Below are 24,020 nucleotides of genomic sequence, written 5' to 3' on the forward strand. Positions count from 1 at the left end.
CGGACCGCCTATGCGACTACACAGCGTCGGCCTCGGCGATCTCGATCTCGTCAGGGACGGTGGCGTCGAAGATCCGTCCCCAGTTTCCCGATTTGTCGCGCGGCTTTCCGGGTTTAACCGCCCCCGTTGCGAGCGACTTCAACCGCCGTGCGGCCTTGACGAAATCCGCGTCGAGCGAGCTTGGTGTGGCGCCGCCTGAACGGCGTCGCACCGAAGCCCGTCCGACGGTAGGCACCAAATCTTGTCCCTCGAGCTCCCCAGCAGCGACGCTTGAAGCCAACGACCTCCTGATGGGAAGTTTTGCCGCTTTCTTCGGACCGACCGTTAGTTCCTCCGGCTTGGCAGCATCGATATGTTCTCCGACATATGCCTCAGTTGTCGCCGGCACCGGCCGGGGCGGCAGGAACTCGGTTGCCGGCACGTCCGGCACATGGAACTGTGAGAACCGCTCCATCCCGCTGAACGGCGCTGTGCGGAAGAAGCGCAGCTTGTCGGCGAAGATCGGCCCCTGCCCCTCGGCCATGATGACCATCTTGTCTCCCGGCATCTGTCGCACCTCCTGCGGCATCATCAGGTCGCGCTCCCGCAGTTGCTCCACCTTGGTACGACGATGCAGGCCCATTAGTTCTATCGTGCGGGATTCAGTCTTGTAGCGAACGGTGCGCTTGCCCAGGCCTTTCGACACGGCCTCCGCCGTTACCTGGTCGTTGGCGCCGAAGACCAACTGGTAGCCGCAATTGCCCATGAGCGAGTGCCGGGCTGTCTCGCCATAGATCTCATCCAGGTTCTTCAGGTCCTGGATGACGAAGGCCATCTTCACGTTGTAGCCGGCCACGTAGGGCAGCTTGGTCGTGATCTCGCTCATCTTCTTCAACTGACGGAACTCGTCGAGCAGGAAGTAGACCGGCACCGAGCGCTCCGGATGCTCGAGCATCAGCACGTCGAGAGTCTGCTGCACGAACAGTGCGAGCAGTGGTCGTAGCAGCGTGATGTCGGTGACGTTGGGAGCGAGGTAGATCGAGATCGGGCGGCGCTTCAAAGCGCGCAGATCCATGTCGGTGACCGATGTCGCTGCCACGACACGCTCGTTGCGGAATGGGCGCAACGCCTTCTGAATGTCGAGCAGAGCCGATGCCGCGGCACGCTCGGACAAGGCGGTATAGGCATTGAAGCTCTCGACAGTGAAGCGTGACAGGTAGGGTTCCCGTTCCTTGATGAGGGTCATCAGCGCCTGCAGGTTTGCGCCGCTGTTGAAGAAGGATGTGACCTCGCCGAGAGTCCGATGACCTTTGTAATAAGCGCTTTCGTTGATGTAGCTGATCGCGCCGGCGATCACCTGCTGGGCGGTAGCCTGCCAGATCGAGTTCTCGGATTCGCTGACTTCCGGAACGAGGATCGCGGCCATATTCTGGATGTCCGTGGTGCGGTCGCCGCGGTCAGGCCGGATAAAATCAAGTGGATTGTAGCGATGCGAACGTTCCGATCCCGGCGCGAACAGGAAGACCTGACTGCGCTTGGATTTTCGATAGCCGGCAGTGCTGCGAAAAATCTCGCCCTTGAGGTCGGTGACGATCATCGAGCCTTCATGCGAAAGTGCATTGGGGACAACGTAGCAAGCCCCCTTCCCCGAGCGTGTCGGCCCGATGATCAGGTGATGCCGATCGTCGTCCACGCGGAGAATCAGACGCCCGAAACGGCCGAGGATTTTCCCTTTCCTCCTGAACCATCCATCACGGCGAAGTGTCATGGCGGTCTGGAAACGGGCATCGCCGAGGGGGCTCGAGTTCGGTCGAAGACCTGCATAGGCCACGATACCGGCAACTAGCGCGGCTGGAAGAAGAGCACCCAGTGCCACAACGCGCAGGATGCCGCTGTCCCCATAGGCGATCAGCTGCTGAAATGGGGCAAAGGGATTTGTGGTGATGGTTGCCTGCAGAATCCGACCATCGCCATACAGCAACTGCAAACCAAGACCATAGGCCAGGAGCCAGACGGCAAAGGCGACGGTCAGGCAAAAGCCGAAATAGAAGACGCGTAGCGACCCGGTCATGGCGCATCCTCCCGGCCGCGCGCGAAGAAGATTTCAGAGACGCCGCGGCGGCCCCCTTCCCTGCGCAGCTGGATCACGATCGGGATGACACTTTGGATATAGGAGATCAGGTCCGCCTTCGGATAAGCGGCCGACAAGCCGGACTGCATGACCATCATGGCGAGCTGCTCATAGGCGCCAAGCGGCGTGTCGGCATGGACAGTCGACATCGAGCCCGGATGACCCGTGTTGATGGCACGCAGGAAGGCGAATGCCTCCGATCCTCTCACCTCACCGACGAACAGCCGGTCCGGACGCATGCGCAGCGAAGCCTCGAGCAACGACTGGATCGTCACGTTTGCCGTTCCCTGGTCGCCGCGGGATGCGAGCAGATGTACCGCGTTCTTCTGCGGCGGAAACAGTTCGCGGGTATCCTCCAGCGTGATGATGCGCTCCTCGGGATCGACCGATTTCAGGCAGGCATTGAGGAATGTCGTCTTGCCGCTCGAGGTACCGCCGCTGATCAGGATCGACACGCGGTTGACGATCGCCGTGCGGATGAAGCCGTAGATGTTCCTGTCCGAGAGCTGGTCGATCAAGGCTTGGTCGGTCTCACTGAGTCCACCCACGGCGATCGCCACCTGATCAAGCGATCCCTGATCGCGATAGTCGTCGAGCGTGAAGTCGCTGATGACCTGCTTGCGGATCGACAGCGTGCCGCCGTCGGGCGCCGCAGGCGGCAAGACAACCTGGACGCGCTCGCCGGTGGGCAGTGCGGCACTAAGAATAGGATTTGCTGGGCTGACGAACTGGTTGGTGCTGGCGGCGACGCGTTCGCCGATATTGATGATCTCGGCCGTGGTAAGACTCGGGATCTCGTGGAGCTCCATATGGGCGGTGCCGAGCCGCTCGACATAGACCTGACCCGGTCGGTTGACCGAGATCTCGACGACGTCGCGATCGTTGAGAAACGCTTTTAACGAAGCGAGCGCCCGATAGAGAAAGTAGTGCCGGTTGTCGGAGGCAAGCTCAGTTGAGACCGCGTTCACGACGGATCTCCCTTAGCGCTTCGGTGACGGGATCCTCGTACAGGGCGGAGAAATCGAGGTCCTGGCGGACGAAGACGAAGATGCGCTCGCCTTGGCTAACACTGATCGTCGGTGGAATTCGCAGGGAATCTCCCAATGCCTGGTTGGCCATGTCCGAAAAAGTCTGCGCGAGCGTCTCGCGCGCCAGTTCTTCCGCGTTCCGGGCATCGTCGCTATCCCCGGCCGCAGCCTCGCTGCCGTAACCAGTGAGGTAGCTGGCGCCGGCGCCAACGATCGACAGCAGAATGGCGGCGCCGAAGCGCTCCCGGAACTTCTTGTCGACGCGCCCGGTCAGACCCGCACGGCCCAGGCTGTCGGCGCCGATCGAATTCAGTCGGACTGTCACGCCGTCATCGCGCAGCATACGGGTCCAGACGACGAATATCCGCGTCTGGCCGCGCGTGATCTCGGACTGGTACTCGCCGATGAGGCGGGTGCCGGTCGGGATCAGAATGCGTCGCCCATCAAAGGAGTAGACGTCCTGCGAGACGATCGCCCTCACCTGGCCCGGCAGATCGCTGACGATTGCCGTCTCGAGGATGCCGGGAATCAGCGTGCCCTCCGGAACAAGCGCATCGATGCGCTCGATCTTCCGAGCTTTGGCGCTGCGGTCCCCAATGCTGGCTGCCGCGGCAAGGAACTTGCTGCTACGATCCTCGCCGGCGACAGTGAGCCCCTCACCCTCGCCTCCGGTCAGACTGCCATCAGCGCGGGACGCGGCGTTGTCGATGACAACCAGCTTCGATCTAAACCGCTCTGGGAATTCTTCCCCCGGCGGCTCGGCCGCCTGCTGTGGCGCTGGCGATGCGCCTGGCACGGGCGGCGGTGGAACCTCGAACTCGGTCGTATCAACCTCCTCGGCCGGAGGTGGGGGCGGCGGCGGCGGTATTTGCACGACTTCCGGTGCCGGAGGTTCGGGCTCAGGCTGGCCCTCGCGCACGAAGGATGGAGGACGAAACGTCGTGGTGGTGAACTCCTCGTCGCCGTCGAGCATGTCGCGGACCGGCGGCTGCCTGCCGGCGAGAACCAGATAACCGGCGGCAATGCCCAGCAGGACCAGAACGGCGCCACCGACGAGTTGCTTACGACGAACGGCATTGTCGGCGATGACCGGATCGTCGCCCTGACCGAGGGCCTCGAGTTCGGGGGAGCGCTTCATCAGTTTCCGCTCCTACGCCGGCGCTTGGCCTTGTCATCTTCGACCGGCCCGAGGATTGCCGGATCCGGTGCTGCGAAATCCGGCTTTCTGAGATTGAAGATGCAGATCCACTGATCGCCGTCCCGCAACGTAAACTGGGTCGCTGACCCGTCGACTATGATGTACTCCCCTTCCCTGCGGAAGTTTCGGAGTGTTTCGGAAAAATCCGAGTTGACCGCGAAGATCGCCGGCACGCGTCGGTCGAACTTGAAGAAGGTCTTGTTGCCGTCGTCGAAGACCATGAGCGGCTTCAGACGGGCATCACCCGAGAACGAATAGTCGATGTTGACGTTGGCTTTGTCGATGCCGGATATATTTGGCCAGGCAGCGCGTTGTTCGGCCTCCTGCCGCAAGGCGGCATTGAGATTCTTCTCCGGGTAATGGAACCGGATTCCAAATACCTTGCGGCCGGCCTCTGGCGCGAAATCGTGGAGCTCGAGATAGTAAATGCGCTTGTCGGTGACGACGTTCATGTTCGTGACGACGTCTTGCGCGATTGGCTTCACAAAGAGGATGTTGCCCTTTTCGGCTGGGACGACCTGCCAGCTTTCCGTGTCGCCGAGCGAGATCGTCTCGAACTTCTCGTCCTCGTCGAAGATGATCATGGTCGAGATGCCGTACGTCGCAAAAACCTGGACGACGTTGTTCTCCTGATAGGTGACGCTGGTGACCCGTGCATCGAGAGAACCGCCCTTCGGCGTCTGCGCGGCCATCGCGGGCCACAGCGCGCCGTACAGAATGATAGCAGCCGTCCAGCAGCGGCGCCTCATTGCGCATCTCCGGACGTGACCGTTTCCTGATCCCGACGGTAGGAATAGACCTGGAAGCCTAGAGGGTTCTCGAAGCGCCATTCGTTGCGGGTTGGCGTGTTGGTGTATCGGAAGCGCACCACGGAGATCCAATGACGGACGACCGATTCCGTGTCGCTGCGTTCGTTGGTAGAGAAGCGGACAATCGCCGTGCTGGCATTCGGGAACGTCACGGACTTGATCTCGACGAGGACCCGCTTCAGCCGGCCATAGACCTTTGTGGGGTTCTGCGCGTTGGCCGCGCTGTAGAGGGTCTGCAGTTCGCGCGCCGCCTCGTCCGCGGAGAGCAGCGCCGCGATACCAAAATTCTCGGTAATGGCGTAGGGATCGTAGCCTTCGCGGGCACGGATGTAGCGCACGACATTGGCTTGTGTGATCGCTTGCTGCTCGGTGAGGTTTGCCGGCCTTGTCAGGCCGGACTTTACCTCGATGTAGCCCGTGGTCTGGTCGACGGTGACGACGTAGGGCTCGAAGCTCTTCAGCGGCAGCATCAGCACGACGGCGAGCAGGCTGAGCAGGGCGATTCCGGCAAAGACAATCGAGAAAAACCACGCGACGCGCGCCGAGCGCTTCGCCCGTTTTATGATCTCCTGCTCCCAGATGTCGCCTTGCTGGAAATAGGAGCGCAGCGCGGATTCTGACTTGTCTGCCATCCCTGCCCTTTTCGTGTTGTTCGGGATCCAACATCAGCCTGGCGTCACGTCTGCCGAGGCGTTCCATTCGACGTAATCGCGCGCTGCATGGAGGCGCCGGCGCCACCCTGCCGCGGTGCGTGAAGTCGAGCCTGGACACGATGGACCGCTGCCTGCGTCTGGCGCGCAGACTGGCCAATCGCTTCCCGCCCGAGATAGACGCCGCGATAGGCGTGCCGGCGCGATTCGTGACCGATGGCGGTCGCAAACGCCCCAACGATGCCTTGCGCCAAAGACTGCACTTGGAAAAGCACGAACGCGCCGGCGATGCACAACATGATGAAGGCAGCGAAGTCGCTTAGCTTAAGCTCGCGATCGCCGGAGATGCTGTCGATCGTTGTTAGTTCCGGCTCCATCGCCGCGATCAGGAATGCGGCGATCACGTAGACGAACAAAGGAATCATTGCATAAAGCAGCGACTGATTGAGCCAACCGACTGCGTAGTTGCGTGTCGAATCAAAGAAAAAGCAGGAGATGAATATGGGTGCGGTACCGAGAAGAACCCAGAGGATCACCTTCGCAAGAACGAGAATCCCTAAGGCGATTGCGACGAAGATGCCTGCGAACAGCATAATGACGATGCCGATCAAAGCGGGCAGGACAGAGAGATAACCCGCCTGCTCCGAGAAGGCGGCGGCGGCGACGTTAGCGGTTTCCCAGATTTGCGACAGCCCGTTCGTGGGTTCGGTCACGCCCGTGCCGGACGCCGCCAAAATGGCGCGGCCGGCCGCCTCCGGCACCGTGGTCAGCCAATCATAGACAAGATCGTTGAAGTTCGACCAGGTGCCGACAAGCACGAGGATGACGAACACACGCACCAGCCGGCCTATGATCTCGGCCACGCGGAGGCGTGACGTCCCGAGGAAAAGCTGCACCCCATAGAACAGAACCGCAAGGACGAAGAGCAAGCGAAGCAGCGGCTCGAGATCCCGGCTCAGTGCCTCGTAGGCGCTTTGCGAGAAATTCTGCCCCGACGCGTCAATCCGATCCAGCAGTTCGCCAATGAAGTCGTCCACCGCCCTGCCCTATTCTTCTTCCACGGACGCCAGATCCTCGATCGCCGCCAATGCGGCTGCCCTGTCCGTATTGACGGACATTGTCGGGCCGCACTCGTCACCGGTGCTGGCATAGCTCAACAAATTGGCCGGTCGTTTGCACGGCGCCGTCTTCTCGCGCGGTGTGCCGCACCCGCTGGCGAGAACGGCCAGTGCGAATACCAGAGCGATCGAGATGCACTGCCGCCCTCTCATTCGTACCGCAGCGCCTTTTTGGTGTTCGATATGTCGGTCAGCTTGCGCTGGTTTTCGGCGTGCAACGATTGCACACCGGCGTTCAGCACGCCGATCATTTCGTTCAACGTCAGGCCCGTCTGAACCTGCAGCTGCGTGTTCTGGTCGATCGAGCCCTTGATGTCCTCGGCCTTGCCGATGTCGCCGCCGGCGGTTTCGAGCGCGGAGCGACGCGTTTCGACGGCAGCTTGAGAACCGGTGATCAGAGCCGAGACCCCCATCACTGTCTTCATCAGCTCCTCATAGGATTTGTCACTGGCAAGCGAGCTGTTTTCCTTGCCCGAGAGCGACCGCACGAGCTGAAGGCCGTTAATAAACAGCGTGGCAGCTTCGACCACCTTGGGATCGAGCGAGCCGAAATCGGCGATCCCGCCCTTCAGGATGCTGTCGAAGGACGGCATAGAGGAGACGCTAAAACCGTTGCCGATCGCGATATCCTTCAGGGGACCAGCGTCGCCGCCGCGGTCGCCGGTTACGGCCTTTAAGGTCTCCTCGACCGTTGTGAGGATTTCCTTGTTCGTATCGAGGATCTTGCCGGTCTTTTCGGCGGTGTCCCGCGCGACTGCGTAGTTGGTCTTGTCGATGACCGGGATATCGGCTGCAGCCGGCGTGACGCCTACGCCGACCAAGCCCAAGATTACCAATGAACGTCTCATATCGATCTCCATCACTGAGTCTCGAGAAGCAGTTCCGCCTGCGCATCGATGCGCTGGACACAAGCCTTCGCGCCGGCCTCCCAGATGAAGCCTTCGCGCTCATCGCAGAAGCCGGCCGCCGGCCGATCGTCGCCATCGTTCACCATTTCGTAACGGGTCGATCGGTTCGTCCCGGATTGGTCGCCGAGCGTCATGGCATTGCTGGAATTTGTGAGATCGGCGAACGCCGTGCCGAGCAGGATCAGCCGATTGATGAGCTCGATGTTCGCGTTGCGCGCACCCGAATTGTGATCCCAGCTGTCCTGGATCGTGCCGGCGCCCATGTTGCCGAGTTGCGTCAGCCACGACGTGACATCGCCGGACCCCTCGCCGATCGCAGCGGTCAGGCCCATTGCGTTCATGGTGCTGGTCCGGGCGCCCGCATAGGCGCCGCCACCGCCATAGTTGAACGGAATGCCGGACTTGTCCGAACCCCCGAAGGCCGGCAGCCACTTCTGGGTTATGTTGGCGACATAGCCCTGCGTCTCTTTGAACGGTGGGATGCCACCATATTTGTTCACGTTCCCCGCGCCGGCATTGTATGCGGCAAGCGCCAGCGAAACATTGCCGTTGTACTTTCGAAGCTGCTGCTTGTAGTAGCGCGCGCCGCCGCGCAGGTTCTGCTCGATGTTGTAGGGATCGACGCCGAGGTCGCCAGCCGTGCCGGGCATCAGCTGGGCAAGCCCGATCGCCCCCGCTGGAGATTTGGCGCAGGGGTTGAAGCGGCTCTCCTGGTAGACGAGCGCCAGGAACTGGTTTTCGTCGACGCCCTCCTCCCGCGCGATCCGACGAACCAGCCCGGCGATCGCCGGATTCGCATTCGCCGCTGCGACCGGGTCATCCTTCCGGCCTGGCCGGTACATGGAGCAGGTCACGCTTTGATTGTTGACGTAGCGCTCCTCGTCGACCTTCTCGATCTCGCCGGTTTTCCGATCGCGATCCTCGCGCTCATCGAGCACGGTGCCGTCGATGGTGGGGATATCGGCCAAAGCAGGCGATGCTGCAAAGATCAGAACGATGGAAAGGCGTCTGATCATCCCGCTCGCTCCCAACCGCAGAACACAGGCAACCAGTTCGCCGGATCGTCACCGAGCTGCGCGCGAAGTGCTGAACATTGCTCGATCGTCTCCTTGCGGCCGGACATCACGCGTACGAGATCCGGCATGGAGGTGAGGTCGAGCCTGGCGATGACGGAGTCGTTGCCGTGCTTGATCAAAAATGTCCGCCGCTCGGGCGGCGTGTTGCGGATGAAGGCGTATTCCTTGGCCGTCAGGCCGAAGCGCCGGATGTAGCTTTCCTCGTCTGCGCGTGGGTTCGGGAAATGCAGGTTCGTCGCGGATTGCTCGATCAGCGTGTGCGATTGCGGCGAGCGTGCAATGTCAGCTGCCGACTGGGTCCCGAACCCGACGATCCCGTTGAGCTTCCGGATCGTCTTCATCTTGTCGACGATGTAGTTCGAGAAGATCGGATCCTGCAGAAGCTTCCAGCCCTCATCCATGAAGATGAGCACGGGCTCGCCGGTAAGCAGTTCGTCCAGCCGGTGGTAGATGTACATCAGCGCCGGCGTGCGCACTTCCCTGTTGTCGAGGATGTGCGTCATGTCAAAGCCGAAAAATCGGCGGCCCGAGAACGACAAAGCGTCCTGCGGCGCATTGAAGAGCCAGGCCTTCTCGCCCTCGAACCATGGACGCAGACGTGACTGGAGATCGTTGGCGTCGGAGCGAGCGCGACCCATCAACAGGCCGGAAAGATTGGCGAGCGTACGCTGTTCGACCGGCTCCTGGCAGATGCGCCCGATCGCGCGCTCCAGCGTGTCGTCTTCTTCCTGGCTGAACCCGTGGCCGTCGGCCGGATTGAGCATGGCTTTGAGCAGGCGATGCAGAAACTCGCGATTTGCGGGTGTGTTTTCCAGTTGCAGCGGATTGAAGCCGGTCGCGATACCAGGCTGGAGCACCTCATAGTCGCCGCCTACGGCACGAATGAAGATCTCGGCACCGCGGTCCTTGTCGAAGAAGACGGCCCGCGGCTCAGGCGAGACCCGGAAGGCTTGCGCAAGCAGGAAGGTCAGCGCCACGGTCTTGCCCGACCCGGTCGGTCCGGTCACCAAAAAATGGCCGATGTCGCGCTGATGGAAATTGAACCAGTAGGGTGTCTGCGATGTCGTTTCGAGGATCGAAATCGGCAGTCCCCAGTGATTGCCACGAAGCGAACCGGTCGCGAAATTGTGCAGCGAAGAGAAGCCGGAAAAATTCGCGCTCGACAGCATGCAGGAGCGGGCGATGTAGGCGTGGTTGCCCGGCAGTTGCGCCCAGAACGAGGCCTCCATGTTGAGGTCCTCGCGCAGCCAATTGATGTTCATGTCGGTGAGGCAGGAGCCGAGCTCGGCGACAGCCTTGTCGAGGCCAGCGAGATCGCGCGACAGACACAACAGGCTGAAATGGTGATAGCCGAAGACGGCTTCCTGGTTGAGCAGGCTGTTCAGCGCGAAATCGATATCGGTCTCGACCGTGCTGCCCGATTCATCCGATGCGTGTATCTGGCGCTGCAGCCGCGAAATGCGCTCCTGCGCGATCGGCTTGTCTGCAAGAGTGAACGACTGGGTGCAGATGAACTCGTGGTTCATCTGCAGGAGCCCATCGAGCATCCCAGGCCCGGAGAATGGAGGATATTCCTTGATCGACAGCATCGCGCCGAAGCGGTTCTCCGCCTCGGTCGGACCCTGTGACTGCAACGTCCGCTTCGAAAAATGCAGGCGCGACGTCCCGACATAGCTGCGGATGCCCATGCGCGGCAGGCGCATCTCGCGCGCGACGCCGCAGGTGAGCAGCGTGTTGATGAAGGCGCAGGGCTCCGAGTACGGCTCGCCATCGCGGTAAACGACGCCAAGCGGCCGCGCGCCGTACTTTTGCAACTCGCGCGTGACGTTGCCGACGATCTCTTCGAGTTCGTTGATGCGTTCGTGCAGTCGCTGCTCAAGGACTTCTCTGCCGGAGGAGCGATCGAGCAGTCGCGAAAAACCTTCGGCGGCGCCGAGCGCGCCACGCATGCCGGAACGGACGATCGTGAGGTAGAGCTCGTTGGTGAACATGCGCTTGTCGCGCAGCGACGCCATGTAGCGGGTGTTCAGAAGATCGCAGAACGCGTCCGAGAAGGTCCCCCCGATCGAGGGCTTGACCTCCTTGCGGATCACCGTCGACCAGAGCGAATAGCGGCTCGACCCGAGCGCACGGATCAAGGTGTTCTGGACGGCCGCGCGCATGTTGAGCTCGGCCTGATCCTCAGTCTGAAAGAACAGGCCATCCAGCTTGATCACTGAAAGGATCGCCCCGCTTTCGAGGCCGATGACGGTGTCTGCGACATGGCGCAGATACGGAATGTGGTTCGACATCGGCCGTTCGCGCCGGCGCTCACGACCAAATCCTAGCTCTTCGGCGACGACGTTCAACATGGTCATGGCCCATAAGAATTGGTGCGCCAGAACAGCCGGTTGGGCGTGCGCGGCGTGCGGCGGCCGACAACCTGGGCGAGATCCAGGATCCGGATATCGCGGCTGCAGAAGGCGAAGAGAGCGAGATAGATCAGCGGTGCAATCAGCGCCGACCAGAAGCTCGTGCTCACCAGGAAGGCGATCAGCGTAAAACCGACGATGATGTAGAAGGCGTTCAGCGGAATACCCCACATCATTGGCGGCCGCGTGAGGCCGATCACCAGCGGCGTCAGATGGGGTCTTTCGTCGGTGAATTCGACCATGGCTCAGTTCCCCACGGCCGCGATCATCTCGTCGACGATCGCCGGTGCGCCAAAGACAAGGCCGATGCCGAGCACCACCGCGCCGGCGGTGAACCACGAGAGACGGCCGGCGAACGCAAGGAAGCCGAGTGCGATGACCGCGATGATGGCGAGAAGCCGTCCGAACGGCCCGGTGATGAAATCCACGATCATCTGGACCGCGGTTTCCAGCGGCGCAAAGGCGCCGGAGGATTGAGCCAATGCCGGCTCCGCAAACACCAGACAGATGGCAAGCATCGTGGCGAATGCAATCGGCATTGGCACTGGCCGAGCAGCGGACGAATAGGAAAGGTCGTTCATGGTGGCCTCCGGCTAAAAATGCATGACACCGCCGACCCATTGGCGGCGTTCGCGCGACGTGATGACACCCCTGACGGGGCCTGATCGCTGCTCATCAGCAACGTCACGTGGTTCGCTCGCAGTCGCTCCGCGTCCCTCAAGGCCCATCTGAATGTTGAGGACTTCGGCGACGTACCCGATCGTTTCCTTGAAGGGCGGAATGCCGCCATGCTCGCGCACGCGTCCCTCGCCGGCGTTGTAGGCAGCGGCAACGAGAAGCGGATTGCGAAACTCGTCGGTCAACGCGCGGAGGTAGCGGACTCCGCCATCGATATTCTGCTCAGGATCGCAGATATCGGTCACACCGAATCGCTCGGCCGTCGCGGGCATGAGCTGCATGGGACCCCGTGCGCCCTTGGGCGAATTGCGCAGCCGATCGAGCCTGCTTTCGGCGGTCACAACCGCGACGGCGAATCCCGCGTCGACATTGTGCCGTTGTGCCGCCTCGACCACGAGGCGCGTGATCTCGGCGGGTGTCGCCGTCGATGGACCGCACGCAGGCGTGTCTGGCTGAATCCAACTATCAAAATGATTGTCATTTGTTTCAGGATCGTCTGCAGCGGCTGCCGGCGCTCCGATCGGCTCGGGCGCCTGGTACAGGGGGATGATCTGACCACCCTCCCCCAGCACATAGTCGTCCGGCAACCGCGCCCAACGGGTTTCGGCAACAGTGTCAGCCGAAGACGGCACGTCATCTTGTTGTCGATGTTCCCTAACCTCTTGGTGCTGGAGAGGCGTGGACGCAGACAGCTCAAACGCCAATGCTGCTCTGCCCGGCGTAACGCATATACTCGTGAGGATTGTCACGGCCAGGAGCGGCGCTATCGACGGTGATTTCGCTTGGCTTCCCATGGTCCGCATCCAAAGCCTTGTAACGATAGATGCGAGAATGGTTAGGCGAGAGAAAAAACAATGTCAAATTGATTGTGATTTTTTCTTGCAAAGAGAGAGGAGGCAGGTCAATGTCGAGCAAGGTGACAACCTGGAGGCGACTGCAAATGAGACGAGCAGCCGGGTACGTGGCGGCGATCAGCGCATGCCTGCCGGCCTATGCGGCCGGGCCGGTGGACGAAGCCTATGTTCGTTCGCTCGCGGCACGCGGGAAGACCGTCCTGATCATGGAATACTACGACGGCCAGGGAAACGTGTCGGAGCGCAAAGGCTATGCGTCCGCTTCCGGATTTAAGGCAGTGTCGCCTACTGACTTCCGCGTCGACGCGAATCTGACGGTGCATCTCTACGGGATCGAGGCTTGCACGGGCGACATGGTCAATCGCAAGGAAGGGTTTGCCGGGTCCTGTGAGGACTATGCGCGTCAGGGTCTGGCAACGCTTCTCCAGTCTCCCCGTGTGATCTACTGCCGCGCTTTTGTGAGTGAGACCGGTGCGCAGGCGCAGGATGCGACCTGCTACGGCTACTACAATTATCCGGGTAGCCTCGACACCGTCGATATGTTCGAGGAGCAGTTGGTCTCGCTCGGCAGTCACCGCGTAGCGAAGCGATCGGACGGGACACCCACACGAACCGATCTGAAGGAGGCCGAGGACATCGGTCGGCGCGGCTACGGCATGTGGGCCGATCCACGGATTGCGGCACAATGAAAGCCCCTGCCCTCTTCTTGTCGCTGACCGCCAGTTTGGCGCCGGCAACGGCCGCGCCGCCGGAGGGCTATTTTGAACTGAAATCAGGCGTGATGCTCGAAAGCGGAGACAGCTGGCAGGACAGTGGCCGTCACTTCCGTCTCTTCGGCGTGCAGGCCTGTCTGCGCGGTACCGTCTATACCGACAAGTCGGGCGCTCGTCGCGACTGCGGTGAGGCGTCCCTGGTGGTTCTTGCCGCATACATTGCGGACACACATCCCGTCTGTGCACAGGTCGCGCAATCGGCCGGCACAGTCTTTGTGTCCTGCTACGCCACGATCGGTGCCGATCGGCTGGATCTCGCCAATTTGCTGATCTCCTCCGGGTTTGCGTTCGCCGCCCTAGACGAACGCGGCCTGCCGCATCACACCCCTTACGCTGTAGTGGAGCAGGCCGCCCGGGAAAAGAAGATCGGTCTGTGGCAATTCGACGATGTCCAGCATCCGGCGCTCCTGCTCGGTCAAAGTGCAGCCGGCGAAGGGACGTCGCCATGATGTCGGTTGCCGTCAGGTCGAGCATCGTGGCTCTGCTGATGACCGCCCTGCCCTATCCGGTCCAGTCGGCGGACATCCTAGGTGATCAAAGACCGTCCTCGGCCGAGTCCGCAACGGTTCCAGGCGCGAGCCCGGCAACAAGGGTTTCGGGCCGGACATCTGTTATCGACGGCCGAACGCTTTGGTTTCCGATAGGCCGGCACAAGGTACGGCTGGCCTCGATCGACGCCTGCGAATTGCCGCAATGGGCCTACGATCCTCGCCGCCACGGCGAAAGCGCAATTCCGAAGCCGGTGCCGTGCGGTCCTCTGTCGAAGGCGTGGTTGAAGCGTACGGTTGGCAGCGCACGAGTGACCTGCATCGTTCGGGCCTATGATGCCAAGGGTACCCTGCTCGGTAGGTGCTCAGTGGGCGACCGCGATTTGGCCCTGGAAATGCTGCGCGTGGGTTGGGCACGGGTGACCTCGTCGGCGCCGGCCGAATATCTGACCTGGCAGAACTATGCCATGTCCGCCCGGCACGGCATGTGGGCCACCTATGTGCTCGATATGCGTGAGTGGCGCCGCAAAGCGGTAGACCGGACTCTTGCGAGACGACCGATCGCTGATTTCAACCTGCTCGCCGAACGCGAGAGCGAGATCTCACCGCCGTTCGAGGATGCGCGTACGCGCCCGACGCGAACAGACCGATAGCATGATCGAAGGAAACGCCACATGAACCGAGTTGGGCTGGCCGCGACAGCGACAATTATCTCCGCGGCGACGTGGATATCGTCCCCGGACCGCGCTGATGCGAATGAGTGGGGATGCGAAGTGCTCTTGTGCGCATCATCCTCGGACCCATCTTGGCGTGGGGTGCCGGCGTGCCACCCTCCGATGTATCGGTTGATCTCAGCAATGGGCAGATGGGGCTTTTCGTGGCCGACCTGCCCCGAGGCCGGCACCGGAAGACCCGGCTATGAGGCCTACGACGAATGCCCTGCCGGATGGACCGTCGGCTCAAGCAATCAGGATCATGGCGGAGCTCGACCCGACCTCTGTGTGCAGGTCCGGAATACGTGCCCATCTGGGTTCGGCGGTCGCGACGGCTGCGAGCAGACAGTGACAATGTCTCGCCCTCTGCGCCAGGATCCCTACTATTTCGACATCAGGCACGAAGGCGGCAAAGTCTCGCGGCACTGGTTCAGTCTGAAGCGCTAATCTGCCCTCCGAACCGATACCCGTCTGGTTCTGGTTGACTGCCGACAAATACGTTGGAGCGGAACGGCCAATATGCGCACCCTGTATAACGAACGCGGTCACTCACTTTCGCAGGCGGCAGATCAAACTTTCCTGATAGGGGCGCAGCGTATCCACCACAGTCGCGACGTCGTCCAATTTGTCTGGGGCCTGATCCATAATCATGACGGCCATCAGATAAATAAGCTTGCTGCGAGCCTCCTCTGCGGTCGACGGAAAGACGGCGATCAGTCCCGACAAGGCTCGTCGCTCGCGCCATCGCAAAAGGATCAACATAGGAGAACACAGAGGTGAGCAGCCCAGCCACTTGCGTTGCTCGAGTGCTACCCGTCGAGAGCGCGCTCGCCTGTGGTTTTCGATCATCGGCGAAATCGTGCTGTCCAAGGCATCGAAACGTCCGCCCATCTTCTCGTTCCTGGAAGTTGCTGGGACCGGTTCGCCCGTCCCTCGATTCAATCCTTTCCCGCGCCGCCCAGCGAGTTGACAGAAAACCGTTGATCGAGACCGATGACACGATAGGATATGAAGAGTAGCGAAACGGAACGAAATCAGAGCATGTAAGCTATTGTTTCTAAACGGAAAGTTATTTCTCTCTCCACCGCAGGACGGGAGTGACTTCAAAGAGTTGTTCAAGCGTTTGGCCGCTGCGGGAGCGGGGCGGCCGTTGGGCAGTGATGGATTTCCGGCAGGCCCCTGGACGCCGGAACTTCTTGCGGAGGCGATTTCGCAGATCGATTCCAATCGGATTGGAGTCGATCTACGAACGGTGCAGCTCTGGTTTCAAGAAAACGACAAAGGAATTAGCGCCGCCAATATCCGTTGGCTGGCCAGGGTTTTTGGATGTGATGATCCGGTAGCGACCAGCGAATGGCAGATTGAGCTAAGCGCGGCACAATCGAAGCTGACCGCCAAGAGACGAGAATGGAAAAGAGTGGGTAACGGCGATGCGGTGGGAGCTCGAGATATGGAATCGATCGCGACCTTCGCTGGCGAGACAGATCCCCGGACAGAGCCGCCACGGTATACTGACGCGATAGAATCGGGGCGACGACTTAGTCTAGCGAGGAAATCGGAAGCACTTTTTACCGACGGTTCTCGTTTGAACTTGCCGGCTTCGGTGTTTGCGGGCATCTCCGCACTTGGTTTCTTGTCGTTCACTATCGGCATTCACAACGTGGAATATGGCCGCCCGGATGGCGTCGTTAAGCAAGTCGGATTTCTTTGGACAGCGAATTGGACATTTGTGTTCATGGTGTTTCTGCCACTGTTTTTGGCCTCTGTTTCAGAGGCAGTGACTTCCTGGAAGAATCAAGAACGACCAAGAATTATACGATGCGGCGGTTTGGAGGAAAGCTACCATGCCTGGGAGCACATTGTAGACGATCTATCCTATTCATTTTGGGCAGTTTTTTTGATCTGTCTGCTGTTCGCCGGTCTTTTCCAGTGGATCGGTGTATGCTTGATCCCGCTGGTCCACGGTGGAAGCAATTTTGCGATGGATTGGAGCAAGTTTGCGATTGTACAACCGGAGATCGTATCGATTCCAGAGACAATCGCGTTCACGGGGCTCGCATATCTCTATATGTGCCTCTGCTTTTACCTCCTTTTCTCAGGCCTCATCCTTCTTTACGCGATTGTCGATGATATTTGGAAGCTTGGCGAGGCAGCAAGAAATCGATCGGGGGCGCATGTCGACCTCGATCTGGATGAGGCCGGCTTCGGGGTGATGCGGTGGGTTTTCCGGTGTACGGTTTTGGGCGTTCTGATCGCTACAGTGATGAAGCTGCAAAGTTCTTACCTGACATCCAGCGGAGAGAATATTTTGGCTTGGTTGCTCAGCGATCTGTCCTCGGCCCTGTATGAGCGCGCCGATGCGGGCAACCGTTTCAGCTACACAATGCCGACGCATTATAGCAGCCTTCTTGTCGCCATCTCGGCCTGTGTCGTCTTCTTGTATGGTGCCATCCGTTTAGGCGTCGGAAGTCAATTCCAAATTCCCTTGTACAAGATGTCGGGAGTCGTAGCGCTTCTGGTTGGTGGTTACCTACTAATCGACGCATTTTCAGGCTTCTCACTCCTTCTGGGCGTTGCGGGGTTGCTCGCGATTTACGGCTTGGTTGACCCAGGGTTTAGCCCAGCGCGAGCGAGCAAATCGGGGAACGATCAGAGTGTATCATAGCTGGCTTGATCGTTGGGACGAACGGCGGGCGCGACGTGGTGACAAAGGGAAGAAGACGACCGATTTAGTCCTTGATGCGGAACGTGCCTTTCCAGGTGCGAAAAAGGTAACAGATATCGAAGAGTTTTGTGTCCTTGCAGACCATGCCGGGGCTGATCCAACCTTTTACGATAATCCGGGCGGCACCGATCAGGGTTTTGATAGACAAGGCGAATGGCTCAAATTTCGATCGGACATTTCCACTGACGTCGACGAGAACAATGTTGTCTGGGCAACAATCACAGACAGCGGGTCCCTAGATCAGGCCCTGGTGATTTTCCACCATTGGAATGCGAGAGCGCGGAATCGTATGATCGCCAACTTTTTCTCGCGGCGTGGCATTACGGTTGTCGAGATTGCAATGCCTTATCACTTCGAACGCAGCCGTCCCCGTTCCTCGCACGCGGATTATATGCTCAGCCCCAACCTTGGTCGAACGATTCAATCCGTAAGGCAGGCGGTACTAGACGGTCGAAAGCTCATTCGTTGGTTGAGGCGTGCAGGCTATCGCGACATTTCGGTTCTAGGGATGAGCTTGGGTTCCTGGGTCGCCGGATTAATCGCAGCGCACGACCCGGCTGTGTCAAAGGCGTCACTCTTTCTGACGGCGGGGAGTTTGGCCGATATGGTTTGGACGGGTCGCGCGACACGCGCGATACACGATAGCCTTGAGCCTGAGATTGATCTGACCCACCTCAGAACGGCCTGGGGTCCGCTTAATTTGGAGAATTACGCGCTCAATTTGGCACGGCCGGGTCTCGATCTACACGTCGTGCTGGCTAAGAGAGACAGGGTGGTGTTGCCGGAGCTATCACAGACGTTCATGCGAGGGCTGAAGGACGCCGGCGCGCAGCCTAATATTCTGGAATTAGACTGTGGCCACTATTCGCTCGCGATGCTCCCTTTCATTTTGCTGGCTGGTTTGAGCTTGAAGCGGTTTATGTCGAGACCTGACAAATTGGAACGGCGAGCGTGACCCTCAGCGTAAAGCCCATGTTTGCCTGTGACAAGCAAATCCGCGAAGCCATCCCCGATCTGCCCACCAATTCGAAACGGTGTCCGCCGATTGGCAGCTCTCCCGAGGTGATCAGTCGCTCGGCATCGACTTCGCTCCGAGAGCATGCGCCACGATACAGATGATGATCTCGGCAGCGCCAGGCTGGAGCGGGGCGAGCATCTCCATCCCCTACCTAGCCGCTCCACGAACAGCCTGCGTCTGGATTGACCATGATCTCGACGACGCTCGGATCATCAAGGGCCCGGCAGATCGGTTCACCCAAGGCGTCGCGGAGTTTGCGCGCACCAGACAGCGATGCGACGCGCTTGCGTGCGCGACCTCGCCGCCCAGCCGTGCCGACTCTGCCTGATCGTCTGCACCGCCATCTCCGGATCCGCGCCCGGCTGCTTCGTCAGAGTGCGATAAGAGCGAAGGCTGCTCGGGCGGTCACCCCGGCGAATCTGACGGGATGATTTGAGCAGTGAGTCGGGTCTGTTGCGCTCGGAGAAGCGTGTCGGCGAACCAGAAGGCCGCTGGCCACCGTCTGGTTGTCATCTGACAATATCCCGAAAAATCGAGTAATAACAAATGGCTACTAGGAAAAGGCGGAGCGCGTTAGGGAAGCGTTAACCCAATATTCCTTGACCGATAGATGGGAGTCGGATCAATTTGCGGAAATTTGTCAGAATGGCTCTCTTTTGCGACTTTCACGATGAACACCAACGCAGCCGCGAATTTGCGACCAAGTGGAACCCAGGCGTTTGACCAAACGATCTGGGAGGACTCGCAGGCCCTTGGCTCACAGCTCCAGGTTTTGCGAGAGCGTCTCTTCCCGCCGGAAGCCAAGAAAGAACTTCGAACGTTTTCTACCGCCGAGGCCGCCAAACTGCTTGGCCTGACCGAAAGCTATATCAGGAGTCTTGCGACCGACGAAGACGGTCCCATCCCTGAAAAGAGCGCTCCAGGCCGGCGCCGGTACACCCTCAATCAGATCCACGCCCTCCGCCACCACCTGACCAAGGGCAAGACGTCCTATGTGCCCTGGCGCAAGGGCGACGAGCACCTTCAGGTCATCGCGGTCACCAATTTCAAGGGCGGCTCCGGCAAAACCACGACCGCCACACATCTGGCGCAGTACCTTGCCCTTCGTGGGTTTCGCGTGCTGGCGGTCGATCTCGATCCCCAGGCGTCCATGTCGGCCCTGTTCGGTTATCAGCCGGAATTCGACGTCGACGAGAACCAGACGCTCTACGGAGCGATCCGCTACGACAGCGATCGGCGCCCGCTGGCCGAAATCGTCCGCCAGACCTACTTCGCCGGCCTCGATCTCGTTCCGGGCAACCTCGAACTTCACGAGTTCGAGCACGACACGCCGCGGGTCCTCGCCAGCGGCGAGAAGGACGGCGATAGCTTGTTCTTTATGCGGGTCGCCAGTGCGTTGCACAGTGTCGCCGATAATTACGATGTCGTCGTGATCGATTGCCCGCCCCAGCTTGGCTTTCTCACCATGTCGGCGCTGTGCGCTGCGACGGCGGTCCTGATCACGGTCCATCCGCAGATGCTGGACGTGGCCTCGATGAACCAGTTCCTGGCCATGACCTCGCAGCTCCTCTCGGTCGTTCGCGATAATGGCGGCAACCTGGACTACGACTGGATGCGCTATCTGGTAACGCGCCACGAACCGAACGACGGGCCGCAGAACCAGATCGTCGCCTTCCTGCGCAGTCTATTTGGGGAGCGCGTGCTGACCCCGATGATGGTCAAGTCGACGGCCATTTCCGATGCTGGCCTGTCGAAACAGACCGTTTATGAGGCGCCGCGCGAGTCGATGCACCGCCAGACCTACGACCGCGCCATCGAATCCATGGACGCGGTCAACTGCGACATCGAGAAGCTGGTCCTGCAGGCTTGGGGGAGGGCACCCAAGTGAAAAAGCCAGATGGACGGGGCAGGGACATTCTCCAGGGGTTGGTCGCCGCCGGCAAGCCGAATCCGCCCAGCGAGGCGTCGGTGCATCCCGCTCGGGCCTCGGGGGCGGTCAGGGCCATGAGCCTCGGGCTTGATCGCCTCACGGCGGAAGCAGCGCAGGCCAAGGCCTTGCGTGAGGAGCTCGCCAGTCGTGAGACCACGCAGGAACTCGATCCTGCACTGTTCAGCCAATCGATCGTGTCGGACCGCATTCCCTCGACCACCGACACCCGCTTCCAGGAACTCAAGGCAGCGATCGCCGAGAACGGCCAGCAGATTCCGATCATTGCGCGGCCGCACCCCACGGACGACGGTCACTACCAAATCGCTGCCGGACATCGCCGTTGGCGCGTCGCCCAGGAACTCGGTCTCCCAGTCAAGGCGATCATCCGGGCGCTGTCCGATAAGGAAATGGTGATCCTGCAAGGTCAGGAGAATGGGCCTCGTGAGGACCTGTCGTTCATCGAGCGAGCGCGTTTCGCGATGCAGATGGAGTCCCGTGGCTTCGACCGGGATACGCTCTCTGCAGCGCTCAACGTCGACAAGCCGGAGGTCTCGCGCCTCCTCACCGTGTCCCAGGTCTTGGGTGAAGAACTCATCGTGGCGATCGGGCCGGCGCCAAAGGTCGGCCGGCCGAGGTGGCTCCAGCTTGCCAAAGCGCTCGAGTATCCCGGGGCCCGAAACCAGCTCAAAAACGTGGTGGCAGCCAGCGACTTCCAGGCTGCGGATAGTGACCGGCGATTTGCGATCATTCTCGACGCTGCGGGTATGCCAAAATCCCCGACCAACCGCCGAGCCAAATCGCCAGGCCGCGTTGCTTGGATCGAAAAGAAAGGCGGCAAGGTCCGCCTTGTGTCGGATAACAGCAGCTTCGCCAGCTTCCTTCAGCGGCGCTTACCGGACCTCCTCAAGGAGTTCGGAGAGAGCCACGAAGGCAAATCCAACCCCAATGAGAAAGGAACAACACGCTGAAAAACAATCGCTTTCGGGCCGGATTGTCAGCTGACAATTTCTGACCCGAACAGCGGAAAATAGGAACCCGGGCAAAGAAAAAGGCCCCCGAAACGACATCCGGAAGCCCTTCTCAGTTGTGGTGACGAGAGAATCGCACTTCCCGGAATCCCAGTCAAGGCCCTTGGGCCGTGAGCGTCGATTCGGCGAGCGGATTTCTATTGCCTAGCAATAGGTGATGAAGGATGCAGACGCATATCTCAACGACGCCCTTTGGGCGGCGAGCGGTGTCGCTTGGCATGATCGCAAGCCAGGTCGCCGCAAAATCGGTGCCGCAGGGCGCCACAGTCGACAAGTGGAAGGTGTTCTACTCCATCCGTGACGCCAGGGAGCTCCTAGGTGCAACGGATCGATCGCTCACGCTCCTCAACGCCCTCCTGTCGTTCCACCTCGAGCCCACGCTCTCGGCCGACGGCGATCTGATCGTGTGGCCGTCCAACGAGGCGCTCACCGCGCGTGCCAACGGCATGCCGCCAACGACGCTCCGCCGGCACCTAGCCGTGCTCGTTGACTGCGGCCTGATCATTCGCCGTGACAGCCCGAACGGCAAACGCTTCGCACGCAAGGGCAGGGGAGGCGAGATCGAGCAGGCTTATGGCTTCGATCTCTCACCGATCGTCGCCCGCGCCGAGGAGTTCCAGGACCTGGCGGAGGCCGTGAGGGACGAGAAGAAGGCGTTCCACGTCGCCAAGGAGCGCCTGACGCTGCTCCGGCGCGATATCGTCAAACTGATCGACGCCGGCATCGAGGAGAACGTGCCGGGCAACTGGGCGGGCGTGCTGCGCACCTACCAAGCGATCGTCGGCCGCCTCCCGCGCTCGGCGCCCCGCCAGACCGTCGACGACATCTGCACCGATCTGCACGGCCTTTACACCGAGATCCGTGAGGTATTGGAATCATTCGCGAAAACACAGAATCCGGACGCCAATGAGTCCCATAATGGTCGTCACATACAGAATTCAAACCCAGACCCCCTTCGTGAATCTGAAAGCGGCTTGGGAAATAAAGAAGAGGCGGGCGGCACCGCCGTGGAACCCGACAACCTGCGGAGCCTGCCGAAGCGCGAACTGCCCTTGGGGATCGTGCTGGACGCTTGCCCGGCCGTGCAGGATTTGGCGCAAGGCGGTGCTATCCGGCACTGGCGGGATTTCCTGGCCGCGGCCGAATTGGCCCGGCCGTTCCTCGGGATCAGTCCAAGCGCCTGGCGCGAAGCCCGCGAGGCCATGGGCGATCAGCACGCCGCAATCACGATCGCCGCGATCCTGCAACGGTCCGACCAGATCAACAATGCCGGCGGCTACCTGCGCAGCCTGACCGATCGGGCGCGGGACGGCAAATTCTCGACCTGGCCGATGATCATGGCCCTGGTTCGGGCAAAGCTAGACGCGACCAAGCCGCCCAAGGATGGCCGCGGCTCAGGGCCGTCCGGTAACGCCGACGGCGGCTCAGATCTTCAGGTTTCGCCGGCGCTGCTCAAAACCCTGAAGGACCCGAAGTTCCGATGATGAGGCGGTCATTCGGCTGCGGCAGCCGGTTCGGCGTCGATCAGGCCCGTGCGCTGGGCCCGATCGATGAGGTTCTTGACCGAACTCGGCGACCATTTGCTGCCGCCGCGCGGCGTCCGCTCGTGCAGGCGCTCGAGCTGGCCGGCGATCTCGCGGAGCGTGAGCTCGGGATTTGCCGTGTGCAGTCCGGCCACCAGCGTCATCAGCCGGTCTTCGGGCAGCCGGGGAGGGGATTTTCTGAGCAAAGCGGGGTCGGCGAGGTGTTCGGCGACGAGCCATTTGACGGCCCGGCGCAGGCGCTCGGGCGTCCAGTCGAGGCCGCGCGGCTTCAGCACCTTGGCAATGTCGTGCCAGGTGTGGTCTGGCCGCATCCTACGTACCGTCGGCAGCCACTGGTTCAACGTGGCCTGGATGCGCGCTCCGTACGCCGCCTTCTGCGCGGCTGTGACCTTAGCCAGCGCCTCCGGCCGGCGCTCGCGGATGCCGGGATTGCCCGGCCGCTTGCCCTTGGACTTCGCCGCCCGGATTCCGGCCTTAGTCCGTTCGGAGATCAACGCTCGCTCGAGCTGCGCCACGGCGCCGAGCACCTGCAGGGAGAACATGCCCTGCGGCGTCGTCGTGTCGATCGGATCCCGCAGCGACCGGAAATGTGCGCCCTTTACGGTCAGGTCCTCGATTACCTCGAGCAGATGGCTGACCGAGCGCGCAAGGCGGTCGAGGCGCACCACCACCAGTGTGTCGCCGGCGCCGATCTCCCGGAGGAGCTTCGACAGGGCAGGGCGGGCGCGTGAAGCGCCCGAACCGTGCTCCTCGACGATCGCGTCGCAGCCGGCGGCGCGCAGTTCCATTTCCTGGGCTTCGGTGGCCTGCTCGTCCGCGGAGACCCGCGCGTAGCCGATTTGTCGGCCCTGTGGTCGACGGGAAGCGTGATTTTGCGTGTCAGCGGCCATCCGGAGCGTCTGAGAGTGCGTTTTGGGGCGGTTTTCCAAACACAGAGGATAGGGATAACCGATCGGTTGAA

General features: G+C 60.9%; 24 protein-coding genes and 1 pseudogene. 8 read left to right on the forward strand and 17 right to left on the reverse strand.

Going from position 1 to position 24,020, the window contains the following annotated elements; all coding sequences use genetic code 11:
* Positions 1-16: 16 nt before the first annotated feature.
* From EET67_RS17690 to EET67_RS17755, 14 genes are read right to left on the reverse strand one after another with little or no spacing between them, the layout of a single operon-like run.
* The gene (locus tag EET67_RS17690) at positions 17-2,050 is read right to left on the reverse strand and encodes a type IV secretory system conjugative DNA transfer family protein (protein WP_128627534.1); all 2,034 of its coding nucleotides are present in this window, start codon (positions 2,048-2,050) and stop codon (positions 17-19) included.
* Positions 2,047-3,078: a P-type DNA transfer ATPase VirB11 gene (virB11, locus tag EET67_RS17695; RefSeq protein ID WP_128627535.1), complete on the reverse strand. Its 1,032-nt coding sequence runs from the start codon at positions 3,076-3,078 to the stop codon at positions 2,047-2,049. The genes EET67_RS17690 and virB11 overlap by 4 nt, the downstream gene beginning before the upstream one ends.
* On the reverse strand, positions 3,059-4,276 hold the full coding sequence (gene virB10 / locus EET67_RS17700) for a type IV secretion system protein VirB10 (protein WP_128627536.1): 1,218 nt from the start codon (positions 4,274-4,276) through the stop codon (positions 3,059-3,061). Before virB10 ends, virB11 begins: the two co-directional genes overlap by 20 nt.
* Positions 4,276-5,085 (reverse strand): TrbG/VirB9 family P-type conjugative transfer protein, encoded by an 810-nt coding sequence (locus tag EET67_RS17705; RefSeq protein WP_128627537.1) that lies wholly within the window; start codon positions 5,083-5,085, stop codon positions 4,276-4,278. Before EET67_RS17705 ends, virB10 begins: the two co-directional genes overlap by 1 nt.
* A complete protein-coding gene (locus tag EET67_RS17710) occupies positions 5,082-5,777 on the reverse strand; it encodes a VirB8 family type IV secretion system protein (protein ID WP_128627538.1) in 696 nt (231 codons plus the stop codon). The genes EET67_RS17705 and EET67_RS17710 overlap by 4 nt, the downstream gene beginning before the upstream one ends.
* Before the next feature lie 44 nt (positions 5,778-5,821).
* Positions 5,822-6,832: a TrbL/VirB6 family protein gene (locus tag EET67_RS17715; RefSeq protein ID WP_128627539.1), complete on the reverse strand. Its 1,011-nt coding sequence runs from the start codon at positions 6,830-6,832 to the stop codon at positions 5,822-5,824.
* Between the two features lie 9 nt (positions 6,833-6,841).
* Complete coding sequence (locus tag EET67_RS26645) at positions 6,842-7,066, reverse strand: hypothetical protein (protein ID WP_128627540.1); 225 nt, start codon at positions 7,064-7,066, stop codon at positions 6,842-6,844.
* Positions 7,063-7,761: a type IV secretion system protein gene (locus EET67_RS17725; protein ID WP_128627631.1), complete on the reverse strand. Its 699-nt coding sequence runs from the start codon at positions 7,759-7,761 to the stop codon at positions 7,063-7,065. The genes EET67_RS26645 and EET67_RS17725 overlap by 4 nt, the downstream gene beginning before the upstream one ends.
* A gap of 11 nt (positions 7,762-7,772) precedes the next feature.
* Positions 7,773-8,837, reverse strand: coding sequence for a lytic transglycosylase domain-containing protein (locus EET67_RS17730; protein ID WP_128627541.1), 1,065 nt, complete (start codon positions 8,835-8,837; stop codon positions 7,773-7,775).
* On the reverse strand, positions 8,834-11,248 hold the full coding sequence (locus EET67_RS17735) for a VirB4 family type IV secretion/conjugal transfer ATPase (RefSeq protein WP_128627542.1): 2,415 nt from the start codon (positions 11,246-11,248) through the stop codon (positions 8,834-8,836). Before EET67_RS17735 ends, EET67_RS17730 begins: the two co-directional genes overlap by 4 nt.
* A 2-nt stretch (positions 11,249-11,250) precedes the next feature.
* Positions 11,251-11,550, reverse strand: a complete 300-nt coding sequence (locus EET67_RS17740) for a VirB3 family type IV secretion system protein (protein ID WP_128627543.1) — start codon at positions 11,548-11,550, stop codon at positions 11,251-11,253.
* Between the two features lie 3 nt (positions 11,551-11,553).
* Complete coding sequence (locus EET67_RS17745) at positions 11,554-11,847, reverse strand: TrbC/VirB2 family type IV secretion system protein (RefSeq protein ID WP_128627632.1); 294 nt, start codon at positions 11,845-11,847, stop codon at positions 11,554-11,556.
* 54 nt (positions 11,848-11,901) lie between these two features.
* Positions 11,902-12,690 (reverse strand): lytic transglycosylase domain-containing protein, encoded by a 789-nt coding sequence (locus tag EET67_RS17750; RefSeq protein WP_245451008.1) that lies wholly within the window; start codon positions 12,688-12,690, stop codon positions 11,902-11,904.
* A complete protein-coding gene (locus EET67_RS17755) occupies positions 12,680-12,901 on the reverse strand; it encodes a hypothetical protein (protein WP_128627544.1) in 222 nt (73 codons plus the stop codon). Before EET67_RS17755 ends, EET67_RS17750 begins: the two co-directional genes overlap by 11 nt.
* A 25-nt stretch (positions 12,902-12,926) precedes the next feature.
* Here EET67_RS17755 and EET67_RS17760 point away from each other — a divergent pair, with 25 nt between their 5' ends.
* Genes EET67_RS17760 through EET67_RS17770 form a run of 3 tightly spaced genes read left to right on the forward strand, consistent with a single transcriptional unit; the run spans position 12,927 to position 14,754 of the window.
* A complete protein-coding gene (locus EET67_RS17760) occupies positions 12,927-13,529 on the forward strand; it encodes a hypothetical protein (protein WP_165899945.1) in 603 nt (200 codons plus the stop codon).
* Positions 13,526-14,062 carry a thermonuclease family protein gene (locus EET67_RS17765; RefSeq protein ID WP_128627546.1) on the forward strand — a complete coding sequence of 179 codons (537 nt, stop codon included), beginning with the start codon at positions 13,526-13,528 and terminating at the stop codon, positions 14,060-14,062. The genes EET67_RS17760 and EET67_RS17765 overlap by 4 nt, the downstream gene beginning before the upstream one ends.
* Positions 14,059-14,754 carry a thermonuclease family protein gene (locus tag EET67_RS17770; protein WP_128627547.1) on the forward strand — a complete coding sequence of 232 codons (696 nt, stop codon included), beginning with the start codon at positions 14,059-14,061 and terminating at the stop codon, positions 14,752-14,754. The genes EET67_RS17765 and EET67_RS17770 overlap by 4 nt, the downstream gene beginning before the upstream one ends.
* A gap of 609 nt (positions 14,755-15,363) precedes the next feature.
* Here EET67_RS17770 and EET67_RS17780 read toward each other — a convergent pair.
* Positions 15,364-15,705 carry a hypothetical protein gene (locus tag EET67_RS17780; RefSeq protein WP_128627548.1) on the reverse strand — a complete coding sequence of 114 codons (342 nt, stop codon included), beginning with the start codon at positions 15,703-15,705 and terminating at the stop codon, positions 15,364-15,366.
* 160 nt (positions 15,706-15,865) lie between these two features.
* On the opposite strand from EET67_RS17780, the gene EET67_RS17785 reads away from it, so the two are divergent.
* Together EET67_RS17785 and EET67_RS17790 are read left to right on the forward strand one after the other, a co-directional pair.
* Positions 15,866-17,479, forward strand: coding sequence for an RcgA family putative transporter (locus tag EET67_RS17785; RefSeq protein WP_128627549.1), 1,614 nt, complete (start codon positions 15,866-15,868; stop codon positions 17,477-17,479).
* Positions 17,469-18,494: an RcgR family putative quorum lactone hydrolase gene (locus EET67_RS17790; protein WP_128627550.1), complete on the forward strand. Its 1,026-nt coding sequence runs from the start codon at positions 17,469-17,471 to the stop codon at positions 18,492-18,494. Before EET67_RS17785 ends, EET67_RS17790 begins: the two co-directional genes overlap by 11 nt.
* Before the next feature lie 70 nt (positions 18,495-18,564).
* Here the strand turns inward: EET67_RS17790 and EET67_RS17795 are convergent.
* Positions 18,565-18,828, reverse strand: a pseudogene (locus EET67_RS17795) (P-type conjugative transfer ATPase TrbB); the annotation flags it as partial.
* Between the two features lie 399 nt (positions 18,829-19,227).
* Here EET67_RS17795 and repA point away from each other — a divergent pair.
* The 3 genes from repA to repC all read left to right on the forward strand — a co-directional run bounded on the left by repA (position 19,228) and on the right by repC (position 22,999).
* Positions 19,228-20,445 (forward strand): plasmid partitioning protein RepA, encoded by a 1,218-nt coding sequence (gene repA, locus EET67_RS17800; protein ID WP_128627551.1) that lies wholly within the window; start codon positions 19,228-19,230, stop codon positions 20,443-20,445.
* Positions 20,442-21,455: a plasmid partitioning protein RepB gene (gene repB / locus EET67_RS17805; protein WP_165899946.1), complete on the forward strand. Its 1,014-nt coding sequence runs from the start codon at positions 20,442-20,444 to the stop codon at positions 21,453-21,455. Before repA ends, repB begins: the two co-directional genes overlap by 4 nt.
* Positions 21,456-21,679: 224 nt before the next feature.
* On the forward strand, positions 21,680-22,999 hold the full coding sequence (repC, locus tag EET67_RS17810; protein ID WP_128627553.1) for a plasmid replication protein RepC: 1,320 nt from the start codon (positions 21,680-21,682) through the stop codon (positions 22,997-22,999).
* A gap of 8 nt (positions 23,000-23,007) precedes the next feature.
* On the opposite strand, the gene EET67_RS17815 is transcribed toward repC, so the two are convergent.
* Positions 23,008-23,949 carry a recombinase family protein gene (locus tag EET67_RS17815; RefSeq protein ID WP_128627554.1) on the reverse strand — a complete coding sequence of 314 codons (942 nt, stop codon included), beginning with the start codon at positions 23,947-23,949 and terminating at the stop codon, positions 23,008-23,010.
* Positions 23,950-24,020 lie beyond the last annotated feature (71 nt).

The sequence above is a fragment of the Borborobacter arsenicus genome (assembly GCF_003934165.1).
Taxonomy (GTDB): Bacteria; Pseudomonadota; Alphaproteobacteria; order Rhizobiales; family Rhizobiaceae; genus Pseudaminobacter; species Pseudaminobacter arsenicus.

Excerpts from the sequence above, each read along its gene's own strand:
- EET67_RS17710 (WP_128627538.1), bottom strand. The coding sequence starts at position 5,777 with ATGGCAGACAAGTCAGAATCCGCGCTGCGCTCCTATTTCCAGCAAGGC.
- EET67_RS17690 (WP_128627534.1), bottom strand. The coding sequence starts at position 2,050 with ATGACCGGGTCGCTACGCGTCTTCTATTTCGGCTTTTGCCTGACCGTC.
- repA (WP_128627551.1), top strand. The coding sequence starts at position 19,228 with ATGAACACCAACGCAGCCGCGAATTTGCGACCAAGTGGAACCCAGGCG.
- EET67_RS17760 (WP_165899945.1), top strand. The coding sequence starts at position 12,927 with ATGAGACGAGCAGCCGGGTACGTGGCGGCGATCAGCGCATGCCTGCCG.
- virB10 (WP_128627536.1), bottom strand. The coding sequence starts at position 4,276 with ATGAAGCGCTCCCCCGAACTCGAGGCCCTCGGTCAGGGCGACGATCCG.
- EET67_RS17725 (WP_128627631.1), bottom strand. The coding sequence starts at position 7,761 with ATGAGACGTTCATTGGTAATCTTGGGCTTGGTCGGCGTAGGCGTCACG.
- EET67_RS17815 (WP_128627554.1), bottom strand. The coding sequence starts at position 23,949 with ATGGCCGCTGACACGCAAAATCACGCTTCCCGTCGACCACAGGGCCGA.
- EET67_RS17780 (WP_128627548.1), bottom strand. The coding sequence starts at position 15,705 with ATGGGCGGACGTTTCGATGCCTTGGACAGCACGATTTCGCCGATGATC.
- EET67_RS17735 (WP_128627542.1), bottom strand. The coding sequence starts at position 11,248 with ATGTTGAACGTCGTCGCCGAAGAGCTAGGATTTGGTCGTGAGCGCCGG.
- repC (WP_128627553.1), top strand. The coding sequence starts at position 21,680 with ATGCAGACGCATATCTCAACGACGCCCTTTGGGCGGCGAGCGGTGTCG.
- EET67_RS17770 (WP_128627547.1), top strand. The coding sequence starts at position 14,059 with ATGATGTCGGTTGCCGTCAGGTCGAGCATCGTGGCTCTGCTGATGACC.
- EET67_RS17705 (WP_128627537.1), bottom strand. The coding sequence starts at position 5,085 with ATGAGGCGCCGCTGCTGGACGGCTGCTATCATTCTGTACGGCGCGCTG.
- EET67_RS17745 (WP_128627632.1), bottom strand. The coding sequence starts at position 11,847 with ATGCCGATTGCATTCGCCACGATGCTTGCCATCTGTCTGGTGTTTGCG.
- EET67_RS17740 (WP_128627543.1), bottom strand. The coding sequence starts at position 11,550 with ATGGTCGAATTCACCGACGAAAGACCCCATCTGACGCCGCTGGTGATC.
- EET67_RS17765 (WP_128627546.1), top strand. The coding sequence starts at position 13,526 with ATGAAAGCCCCTGCCCTCTTCTTGTCGCTGACCGCCAGTTTGGCGCCG.
- EET67_RS26645 (WP_128627540.1), bottom strand. The coding sequence starts at position 7,066 with ATGAGAGGGCGGCAGTGCATCTCGATCGCTCTGGTATTCGCACTGGCC.
- EET67_RS17730 (WP_128627541.1), bottom strand. The coding sequence starts at position 8,837 with ATGATCAGACGCCTTTCCATCGTTCTGATCTTTGCAGCATCGCCTGCT.